The organism is Cryobacterium sp. (genome assembly GCF_026786305.1).
Classification (GTDB): Bacteria; Actinomycetota; Actinomycetes; order Actinomycetales; family Microbacteriaceae; genus Cryobacterium.
Map to the genome: position 1 here is coordinate 1 of NZ_JAJAYI010000038.1, position 9,909 is coordinate 9,909.

The following is a 9,909-nucleotide window of genomic DNA, read 5'->3' on the forward strand; positions in this document are numbered from 1 at the left end:
GGGGCGGGCCGCGGGCGCCCCCCCCCCCCCCCCCCCCCGGGTGGTGGGCCCGCGCCCGCCTCCACCCCCCGCGGGGGGGGGGGGCGCCCCCCCCCCCCCCCCCCCCCCCCCCCCGGGGGGCCCCCCCCCCGGGCGCGATGGTCTCGCGGGCGCCGACTACCGGCGGCAGCGCCGACCATGGAAACACGATCCACTTGTCAGTTTCGCGCCACGTGAAGTCGGGCACGTGCACGGTGCGCGGCTTGGTATACAGCGTCGCGGTGCGCACCTCCATCGCGGTCTCGCCGAGCAGGCGCAGCACGAGCGCGAGGGTGTGGCCGGAGTCTGAGACGTCATCGACGAGCAGCACCCGCTTGCCGGCAAGGGCCGGAGCGTCGAGCATCGGCGCCGACAGCACGGGCTCGGGCAGACGCTCGTCAATGCCGGTGTAGAACTCCACGTTGATGCTGCCGCAGTTCTTGGTGCCGAGCGCATATGACACAGCGCCGGCCAGCAGCAGGCCGCCGCGGGCGATAGCGATCACAACATCGGGATGAAAACCGCTGTCCCGCACTCGAGTTGCCAGCTCGCGGGATGCCGCGGCGAAGTCGGTCCACTGCAGAATTTCGCGGGCGATCTCGGGAGAAGTGGGCAAATCCTCGGCATCAGGTGTCATTCGTCAATGCTAGCCAGGTCTCAGCCGACCGTGTCCCGATACAGACACCACAGAATCACACCGCAGAAACAACCGGTGCAGGGCGGATACCGCGCTGCCAGCCGGCCGCGCGGCATCCGCCCTGCAGAAAACGCTACGGAACCTGGCGCTGGTCGACGCCGTTGTAGGCCGACAGCGGACGAATGAGCGCGTTGCTCTTCTTCTGCTCCATGATGTGCGCGGTCCACCCCGTGATGCGCGCCGCGACGAAGATCGGCGTGAAGGTGAGGGTGTCGAACCCCATCAGGTGGTAGGCCGGGCCCGACGGGTAATCGAGGTTCGGCAGAATCGCCTTGCGCGTCGTCATCGCCGTCTCGAGGGCTTCGTACAGTTCCAGCAGTTCCGGCTTCTGGTAGTGCTCGACCAGGGTGACGAGCGACGCACGCATCGTCGGAACCCGCGAGTCGCCGCTCTTGTAGACGCGGTGCCCGAAGCCCATGATCTTGCGTTTCTCGGTGAGCGCCTGGGCCAGCCACGGTTCGGCACGGTCGGCCGCGCCGGCGCCGAGGCCGATCTCGGTGAAGGTGTGCATGACGGCCTCGTTGGCGCCGCCGTGCAGCGCTCCCTTGAGCGCCCCGACCGCGCCGGTCACCGCCGAATACAGGTCGGCCAGGGTCGAGGTGATGACCCGCGCGGTGAAGGTCGACGCGTTGAAGGAGTGCTCCGCGTAGAGAATCATCGACACGTCGAAGGCGTTGACGACGACGAGCTCTGGCACCTCGCCGAAAGCCATGTGCAGAAAGTTCGCCGAATAGCCGAGGTCGTCGCGCGGTTCGACCAGTTCGAGGCCGTGCCGGCGACGCTGGTCGTAGCAGACGATCGCCGGCAACTGGGCGAACAGGCGAATCGACTTGGCCAGGTCGGATTGCGGCGACGGGTTCTCCGCGTCTGGATCGCTCGCGCCGACGATACTCACGGCGGTGCGCACAACATCCATCGGGTGCGCGGTCAGCGGCAGCTCGTCAATGATGCGCTTGATCACCGGGCTGAGGTGACGCAGCGAGCGCTCGAGCGCTTCGAAGTCGGCCAGCTGTTGTTCGTCGGGTAGTTCGCCATGCCAGAGCAGGTAGGCGACCTCTTCGAAGCTCTTCTTCGCAGCGAGTTCCTGCACGGGGTAGCCCCGGTAGAGCAGCGAGTTGGTCTCGGGGTTGACCTTGGAAACCGCGGTCGTGTCGACGATGACGCCGGTCAGACCTTTATAAATATGCGGAGTGACCGCAGGTTCTACAGTTTGGGTGTCAGACATTGTGCTCCTTCAGACCTGTGACGAACTCGGCGTCGAGATGTGCGGGTTCAGGGTGAAATCGAAGATACCCGAATCGAACTGGCTGTACGAGGCATAGTCGAGCAACTCGTATAGATCGGCCCGGTGCTGCATTTCGGGCAACATCGTCGTGAGCGAACCGTGTTCCGAAATCGCATCGAGTCCACGTGCGGCCGAGCCCATCGCGAGGCGCAGCAGGGATACCGGAAAGATCACGAGGTTCATGCCCACGTTCTCGAGTTGCGCCACGGTGTACAGCTCGCCCTTACCGAACTCGGTCATGTTCGCCAGAATCGGCACCGACACGGCTGCGCGAATCGTTTCGAACTCGGCGAGGCTGCCCATCGCCTCGGGAAAAATCGCGTCGGCCCCGGCATCCTGCAGTTGCTTGGCACGGGTCACAGCGGCATCCAACCCGTCAACGGCACGGATGTCTGTGCGCGCCATGACGAGAAAGTTCGGGTCTCGCCGCGCGTCGACGGCCGCGCGGATGCGCTTGATCGCGGTGTCGGCATCCACAACCTGCTTGCCGTCGAGGTGGCCGCAGCGTTTCGGGTTTATCTGGTCCTCGATGTGCATACCGGCCAGGCCAGCGTCTTCGAGGGTCTGAATCGTGCGCGCCACGTTCATCGGCTCGCCGAAACCGGTATCGGCGTCAACGATCGCCGGCAGGTCGGTCATGCGGGCGATCTGCTGCGACCGGCCGGCCACCTCGGTGAGAGTGGTCAGGCCGATGTCGGGCAGGCCGAGGTCGGCCGAGAGTACGGCGCCCGAAATGTAGACGCCCTCGAACCCCTTCTGCTGGATGAGCTTGGCCGAGAGCGGGTTGAACGCGCCGGGGTAGCGCAGAATCCTTCCGCTCGACAGGCCGGCCCGCAGGGCACGGCGCTTGTCGGCGGCTATCGTGCCGGCGTACAACATTAGAAAATTCCGTTCGGGGTGGCGATGGAGGCCAGCAGTCCCGGCTTGGCCACAATGGTCAGGCCGCCGAGGTCGGCGGACCTCAGCTCCGGCAGGCGCTGGGCCAGTGAGAGGAACCGTTCGATCTCGGATTTTTCCAGAACCGGAGCAGCCAGGGTGCGGAACTTGTCGATGTACTCCGCGCGGGCGAAGGGGCGAGCGCCGAGCGGATGCGCGTCGGCGACGGCGATCTCATCGACCAGGCGGGTTCCGTTGCTGAGTTCGATTTCCACGCGACCGCCGAAGGCCTTCTCGGCCGGGTCGAGGGAGTGGTAGCGACGCGTCCATTCCGTGTCTTCGGTCGTGGTGACGGTGTTCCACAGGGCGATGGTGTCGGGGCGGCCGGCACGCTCGGGGCTGTAGGAGTCGACGTGGTTCCAGGTGCCGTCCTGCAGTGCCACCGTGAAGATATAGGGAATGGAGTGGTCGAGGGTTTCGCGGCTCGCGGTGGGGTCGTACTTCTGCGGGTCGTTGGCGCCGGATCCGATCACGTAGTGCGTGTGGTGGCTGGTGTGGATGACAATGCTCGTGATCGCCCCGGCCACGAGCAGTTCCGGGTGCTCGTTGTGCAGTCGGCGGGCGAGGTCGATCCAGGCCTGCGCCTGGTACTCGGCCGAGTGCTCTTTGGTATAGCTGTCGAGAATGGCGCGCTTGATGCTGCCGGCGGCCGGCAGCGACACGTCATAGGAGCCGCCGGGGCCGTCGAGCAGCCAGGCGATGACACCGTCTTCGCCCTCATAGATCGGGGTGGGGCTGGTCTCGCCGCGCAGCGCGCGGTCAACGGCTTCGACGGCCATTTTGCCGGCGAATGCCGGGGCGTGGGCCTTCCAGGAGGAGATTTCGCCCTTGCGTGATTGGCGGGTGGCCGTCGTGGTGTGCAGTGCCTGGCCGACGGCCTGAAAGATGGTCTCCTCGTCGAGCCCGAGGAGGGTTCCGATGCCGGCAGCGACGGACGGGCCCAGGTGGGCGACGTGGTCGATCTTGTGCGCGTGCAGGCTGATTGATTTCACGAGGTCGATCTGAATCTCGTAGCCGGTGGCGATACCGCGAACCAGGTCGCTGCCGGTCAGGCCTCGCGAGGCGGCGAGGTGCTGGGCGACGGCCGTGATCGGCGGAATATTGTCGCCCGGGTGGGAGTATTCGGCGGCCAGGAAGGTGTCGTGGTAGTCGAGTTCACGTACGGCCACTCCGTTGGCCCACGCCGCCCACTCCGGGGAAACGCGGCGGGCCGGCGCGAGGCCGAACACGGTCGAGCCGTCGCCACCGTTGGAACGGGGGTGCGCAAGCGCCTGCGAGCGGGCGGCAATCACCGGGCGACGGGTCAGGCTGGCCGCGGCTACGGCGGCGTTGTCGATCACGCGGTTGATGACCATCTCGGTCACTTCCTCGGAGACCAGGGCGGGATCGGCGGCGACCTCGGCGATCTTCCAGGCCAGCTGGTCCTCGCGGGCCAGATTCTCGTCGCTCTTGTGAACTCGAACGTGGTGGAGCTGCACGGTGGATCCCTTCGTTAGCCGACCGGAGTGGCCGATTCCCCGTCGATCGCCGCGAGGACGCTCACGAGGCTTTGGTGAAGATGAATATGGGTGGCATGGGCTGCCAGCGACGGGTCGCCGGCAATGATGGCGTCGATAATCAGCAGGTGCTCGGCCGCTGCGGCATGAAGCCGCAACGGATTTCTTCGGGCAAGCCGGCGGCTGCGGGCCAAGTGCGTGCGTACGGCGCGCAGGGCGCCGACGAGAAAGGGGTTTGCGACGGCAAGGTCGACGGCGTCTTCGAGTTCATCGATCAGCACGTAATAGCGGTGCACGCCGATATCGCCCTGCTCCAGAAGGTCCGGCGCGGTACGGAACTTCTCGCGGAGTCTAATAAACGGTGCCAGGTCGCGCCGAGTCGCAGCGAGGCGAATGGCCTGCACTTCGAGCGCCTGGCGCAACTCGTACAGTTCGGAGATGCTGTCGACGGAGATGTCGGTCACTTCGAAGCCGCGCCCGCGGCGTCCGACGACGAGGCCGTCGGCGATCAATCGGGCAACCGCTTCTCTCAGCGGGGTGCGGGAAACGCCGATGCGCTCGGCTTGTTCAACTTCGAGCAGGGCAGCCCCCGGTGCGAGGAGGCCGTCGAGAATCTCCCCGCGCAGCTGACGGTACGCCCGCTCGCTTGCTCGAAGCGGAAGGTCTAACCCCAACATTGCGGTTTCTGTATACACAAGTGTGATTCTATTCCACAGTGCCGGGTTATATGCAATACTTCAACCACTCTTTGTATACAGAAGCACTTCGATGGAGAAGGTGGACATGAACGGCGAATCAGGTGGGGGCTACCAGGAGGCCTGGCGACGCAGCATTTCGTCGCCGGAGGACTTCTGGCTGGAGGCCGCCGCGGGCATCGACTGGATCACGCAGCCGACGAGCGCCCTGGCCGTCGACGGCACGGCGACCGGAAGCTGGTTTCCCGGGGGAACGCTCAACACGAGCTACAACGCCCTCGACCGTCACGTTCTGGCTGGGCGCGGTGCCCAGACCGCGTTGATCTACGACTCGGCCATGACCGGCACCCGGGTTCAGCTGAGTTACCTCGAGCTGCTCGGTCGCGTCGCTAAGTTCGCCGGCGCCCTGCGCGCCAACGGCGTCGGTACCGGCGACCGCGTCATCATCTACCTGCCGATGATTCCCGAAGCGGTCGTCGCCATGCTCGCCTGCGCACGCATCGGCGCGGTGCACTCGGTCGTGTTCGGCGGTTTCGCCGCGACGGAACTGGCTGTGCGCATCGACGACGCCCGCCCGAGTGTCATCGTCACAGCATCGGGCGGCCTCGAACCGGGCCGCTCTGTGGAATACCTGCCGCTGGTGGAGAAAGCACTGACGCTCAGCCAGGGCTCGGTGCACACCGTGATCGTGCGCAATCGGGACAGCGTTCCCGGTTCGGCCGCGGACTACCAGGACCGCTCCAAGACGGATGCCCTCTGGCTGGACTGGGCCGATGAAGAAGCCAAGGCCGCACCGGCCGACCCGGTGGCCGTGCGCTCCGACGACCCGCTGTACATTCTGTACACCTCCGGCACGACCGGTAAGCCCAAGGGCATCGTCCGCGACAACGGAGGCCACGCCGTCGCCCTGAACTGGTCGATGCGCAACGTCTACAACGTCGGGCCGGGCGACGTCTACTGGGCCGCCTCCGACGTCGGCTGGGTGGTCGGGCACTCCTATATCGTCTACGCGCCGCTGTTGGCCGGCGTGACCACGCTCATTTACGAGGGCAAACCCATTGGCACGCCGGATGCCGGCGCCTTCTGGCGCGTCGTCGACGAGTACAAGGTCAGGGTGCTGTTCACCGCGCCGACCGCCGTTCGGGCGATCCGCCGTGTCGACCCCGACCTGCTCGAACTGAAGCATCACGACGTGTCCAGCCTGACCAGCCTGTTCCTGGCCGGCGAACGCCTCGACCCCGAAACCTTCCACTGGGCCCAAAACGGGCTGCACTGCCCGGTCGTCGACCACTGGTGGCAGACCGAGACCGGCTGGGCGATCTGCGCCAACCTGCTCGGCATCGAAGAGTTGCCGACCAAACCGGGCTCGGCCACCGTTCCGGTTCCCGGGTATGACATCGCCATTCTGGATTCCCAGGGCAAGCCGATCGAGAAGGACGGCAAGGACGGCAACATCGCCATTCGGCTTCCGTTGCCACCCGGTACCCTGCTCGGGGTCTGGGGCAGTGAGGAACGGTTCGCCAGTTCCTACCTGACCGCGTTTCCCGGCTACTACGCCACCGGCGATTCCGGTCACTTCGATGCCGACGGCTATCTGTTCGTGATGGGCCGCACCGACGACGTCATCAACGTGGCCGGGCATCGGCTCTCGACCGGTTCGCTCGAAGAGGTACTCACGCTGCACCCGGCCGTCGCCGAGTGCGCGGTGCTCGGCGTGCACGACCCGCTCAAGGGTCAGCGTGCCGCCGGTTTCGTCACACTCAAAGCCGGCAGTAGTGTCGACCACGACGTTCTCGTCGCAGAACTCGTCGCCCTTGTCCGGGAGCATGTCGGCCCGGTCGCAGCGTTTCGCGACGTCACCGTACTCGACCGACTTCCCAAAACGCGGTCGGGTAAGATTCTTCGCAAAACCATTCGGCAAATCGTCGATGGTGAAGAATATTCCGTTCCCCCCACCATCGAAGACCCCACGGTTCTCGACGATCTGAAACGCGCGCTGTCAGCATCCGTTTCGTAACCCGGTCACGACCACTTCCCACCCACACCGTGCACCCACAATTTTTCTTGAAACCAAGATTTTTCGTCCCTGAGGCAAGGAGGCCCCATGAGTGAAGCAGTGCAAGACGCCCCACCGAAGTCCACCATCGATTACGAGGCATTTGAAAAGACTCCCCGTTTTCTCGAGTTGAAGCGCACCCGCAACAAGTTCGTCGTACCGATGGCCATTTTCTTTTTGGTCTGGTACTTCGCCTATGTGCTTGCTGCCGCGTACCTACCCGATTTCATGGCAACGCCGGTCTTCGGCCGCATCAATGTGGGCCTGCTGCTCGGCCTCGGCCAGTTCGTCACGACGTTCGCCATCACGATGACCTACGTGACCTTCGCAAACCGCAAGATTGACCCCCGCACCGAAGAACTTCGCCTTGAGCTCGAGCGGATGGAACAGCGATGAACGCACTGCACTCCCTGGCCACGCTGGTCAAACCGGTTGAAAACAACCCGGTCCTGAACATCTCGATCTTTCTCGCGTTCGTGGCGGTCACCCTGATCATCGTGATCCGTTCCGGGCGCAACAATAAGTCGGCCGCGGATTACTACACCGGTGGCCGCTCGTTCACCGGCCCGCAGAACGGGTTCGCCATCGCCGGCGACTACCTCTCGGCGGCATCGTTCCTCGGCATCGTCGGCGCGATCGCGATCAGCGGCTACGACGGGTTCATGTACTCGATCGGATTCCTCGTCGCCTGGCTCGTGGCCCTGCTGCTCGTTGCAGAACTCATGCGCAACACCGGCAAGTTCACCATGGCCGACGTGCTCTCCTTCCGGTTGAAGCAGGGCCCCGTGCGCGTGGCGGCGGCCACGACGACCCTGGCCGTCTGCTTCTTCTACCTGCTCGCCCAGATGGCCGGAGCCGGCGGGCTCGTCTCTCTGCTCCTCGGCATCAACGACAAGCTCGGCCAGTCCATCGTGGTCACCATTGTCGGTGCGCTGATGATCGTCTACGTACTGGTCGGCGGCATGAAGGGCACTACATGGGTGCAGATCGTCAAGGCGTTCCTGCTCATCATCGGTGCACTCGCCATGAGCATCTGGGTTCTCGCCGTCAACGGCTTCGACCTGTCGGCGCTGCTGGACAGCGCGGTCGCCGCCTCGACGTCCGTTCCCGCCGACGCGATCCTTGCCCCGGGCCTGAAATACGGCACGAACCCGCTCGACTTCATCTCTCTCGCCCTCGCCCTGGTTCTTGGAACCGCCGGCCTGCCGCACGTGCTCATGCGTTTCTACACGGTTCCGACCGCGAAGGAAGCTCGTCGCTCGGTTGTCTGGGCCATCTGGCTCATCGGCGCGTTCTACATCTTCACCCTGGTGCTCGGCTTCGGTGCCGCGTCGCTCGTCGGTGCTGACACCGTTCTCGCCGCTCCCGGTGGAGTGAACTCGGCAGCCCCGCTGCTGGCGCTCGCCCTCGGTGGTCCGCTGCTGCTCGGCTTCATCTCGGCCATCGCCTTCGCAACGATCCTGGCCGTCGTGGCCGGCATCACCATCACGGCAGCGACGAGCTTCGCGCACGACATCTACGGATCCGTCATCAAGAAGGGCAAGGGAAACCCCGACGACGAGGTCAAGGTCGCACGTCGCACCGTCATTGTGATCGGTATTCTGGCCATCGCCGGTGGTATCGGTGTGCAGGGGCAGAACATCGCCTTCCTCGTGGCCCTGGCTTTCGCCGTCGCGGCGAGCGCCAACCTGCCGACCATTCTCTACTCCCTGTTCTGGCGTGGTTTCACCACCAGGGGCGCGGTCTGGAGCATGTACGGCGGACTCTCCTCGGCTGTTCTCCTGATCATCTTCTCGCCGGTGTTCTCGGGCACGGACACCTCCATGTTCGGTGCCGACGTGAACTTCGCGATCTTCCCGCTGAGCAACCCCGGCATCATCTCGATCCCGCTCGGGTTCTTCCTCGGCTGGCTCGGATCGGTCACCAGCACCGTGAAGGAGAGCCCGAAGCTCGCCGCCGAGATGTCGGTGCGTTCGCTCACCGGCCACGGCGCCGAAAAGGCCGTCGAGCACTAACCGCCGCCGCACATCCGGCAGCACAACCGGCAGTACAACCGGCAGTACAGCGAACGGGCCAGCCAGGATCTAATCCTGTCCGGCCCGTTTTCTGTTGCCGACCCGCTGGCACACTTGGCCAGCGACCGTGATCTCGAAAACTCCAGCAGATTCCGCGCTGCCGCCGAGCTCGTCGACAGCAATCTCGCAGAACGGTTCAACGCCTGGCACCGACCCGTGGATAGGCGCGCGCTGGCTGGTGACCGTTCCAGTGCCAAAGCGGCTCAATACGGATGCAGGAAGGCTCAGTTCCGAGCACGGCGACGGGCCAGTCGCGCCCATTTCACGCCGCGCGGGAGCTGCGCCAGTGCGCGGGAGGCATAACTCGCGCGCACCCGCGCAAGTCCCGCGTGACGCGTGGCGCGGGACTTCTGGCCAGGCCCCAACTCCCGCGCACCGGCGTAGCTCCCGCGCACCGGCGTAGCTCCCGCGCGACATCCAACCAAAACCTAGGCGAGGAGTGGGGGCGTCTGCCGACGAGGGGACGGCAAGGAAGGAGCAGCGGGAAAGGAGCTGCCCGAAAGAAGCGGCGGCGGCGGGTTGTCCGCGGGGTTGTGAGTTTTGAGGGTTTTTGGGGGGGGCCCCCCCCCCCGGTGGGGGGGGGGCCCCCCCCCCCCCACATTTTTGGGGGGGGGGGGGTGCCCCCCCCCCCCCCCCGGCCCGCCGCCACAC

The 9,909-nt window shown here is 65.5% G+C and carries 8 protein-coding genes; 3 read left to right on the plus strand and 5 right to left on the minus strand.

Translation table 11 applies throughout. The features are described from left to right. The 5 genes from LH475_RS04350 to LH475_RS04370 form a co-directional block, all read right to left on the minus strand. Window positions 1-655, minus strand: a 655-nt coding sequence (locus LH475_RS04350) for a phosphoribosyltransferase (RefSeq protein ID WP_366145585.1), incomplete at its 3' end; no start/stop codon positions are given. Window positions 656-788: 133 nt separating this feature from the next. After that, window positions 789-1,940 carry a bifunctional 2-methylcitrate synthase/citrate synthase gene (locus LH475_RS04355; protein ID WP_196843120.1) on the minus strand — a complete coding sequence of 384 codons (1,152 nt, stop codon included), beginning with the start codon at window positions 1,938-1,940 and terminating at the stop codon, window positions 789-791. Between the two features lie 9 nt (window positions 1,941-1,949). Beyond that, a complete protein-coding gene (prpB, locus tag LH475_RS04360) occupies window positions 1,950-2,879 on the minus strand; it encodes a methylisocitrate lyase (RefSeq protein WP_297412956.1) in 930 nt (309 codons plus the stop codon). Further along, entirely contained in the window at window positions 2,879-4,414 is a 1,536-nt protein-coding gene (locus LH475_RS04365) for an MmgE/PrpD family protein (protein ID WP_297412957.1), read from the minus strand. Before LH475_RS04365 ends, prpB begins: the two co-directional genes overlap by 1 nt. A 14-nt stretch (window positions 4,415-4,428) precedes the next feature. After that, a complete protein-coding gene (locus LH475_RS04370) occupies window positions 4,429-5,109 on the minus strand; it encodes a GntR family transcriptional regulator (RefSeq protein WP_297412958.1) in 681 nt (226 codons plus the stop codon). A 106-nt stretch (window positions 5,110-5,215) separates the two neighbouring features. On the opposite strand from LH475_RS04370, the gene LH475_RS04375 reads away from it, so the two are divergent. The 3 genes from LH475_RS04375 to LH475_RS04385 all read left to right on the plus strand — a co-directional run bounded on the left by LH475_RS04375 (window position 5,216) and on the right by LH475_RS04385 (window position 9,198). Further along, window positions 5,216-7,144 (plus strand): AMP-binding protein, encoded by a 1,929-nt coding sequence (locus LH475_RS04375; protein ID WP_297412959.1) that lies wholly within the window; start codon window positions 5,216-5,218, stop codon window positions 7,142-7,144. 87 nt (window positions 7,145-7,231) lie between these two features. Then, window positions 7,232-7,579: a DUF485 domain-containing protein gene (locus LH475_RS04380; RefSeq protein WP_196843116.1), complete on the plus strand. Its 348-nt coding sequence runs from the start codon at window positions 7,232-7,234 to the stop codon at window positions 7,577-7,579. Next, a complete protein-coding gene (locus tag LH475_RS04385; protein ID WP_297412960.1) occupies window positions 7,576-9,198 on the plus strand; it encodes a cation acetate symporter in 1,623 nt (540 codons plus the stop codon). The genes LH475_RS04380 and LH475_RS04385 overlap by 4 nt, the downstream gene beginning before the upstream one ends. Window positions 9,199-9,909: the final 711 nt, after the last annotated feature.

What these genes read in the sequence shown, in the direction of transcription:
- LH475_RS04355 (WP_196843120.1), bottom strand. Translation starts at nt 1,940, where the DNA reads ATGTCTGACACCCAAACTGTAGAACCTGCGGTCACTCCGCATATTTAT.
- prpB (WP_297412956.1), bottom strand. Translation starts at nt 2,879, where the DNA reads ATGTTGTACGCCGGCACGATAGCCGCCGACAAGCGCCGTGCCCTGCGG.
- LH475_RS04370 (WP_297412958.1), bottom strand. Translation starts at nt 5,109, where the DNA reads ATGTTGGGGTTAGACCTTCCGCTTCGAGCAAGCGAGCGGGCGTACCGT.
- LH475_RS04375 (WP_297412959.1), top strand. Translation starts at nt 5,216, where the DNA reads ATGAACGGCGAATCAGGTGGGGGCTACCAGGAGGCCTGGCGACGCAGC.
- LH475_RS04380 (WP_196843116.1), top strand. Translation starts at nt 7,232, where the DNA reads ATGAGTGAAGCAGTGCAAGACGCCCCACCGAAGTCCACCATCGATTAC.
- LH475_RS04385 (WP_297412960.1), top strand. Translation starts at nt 7,576, where the DNA reads ATGAACGCACTGCACTCCCTGGCCACGCTGGTCAAACCGGTTGAAAAC.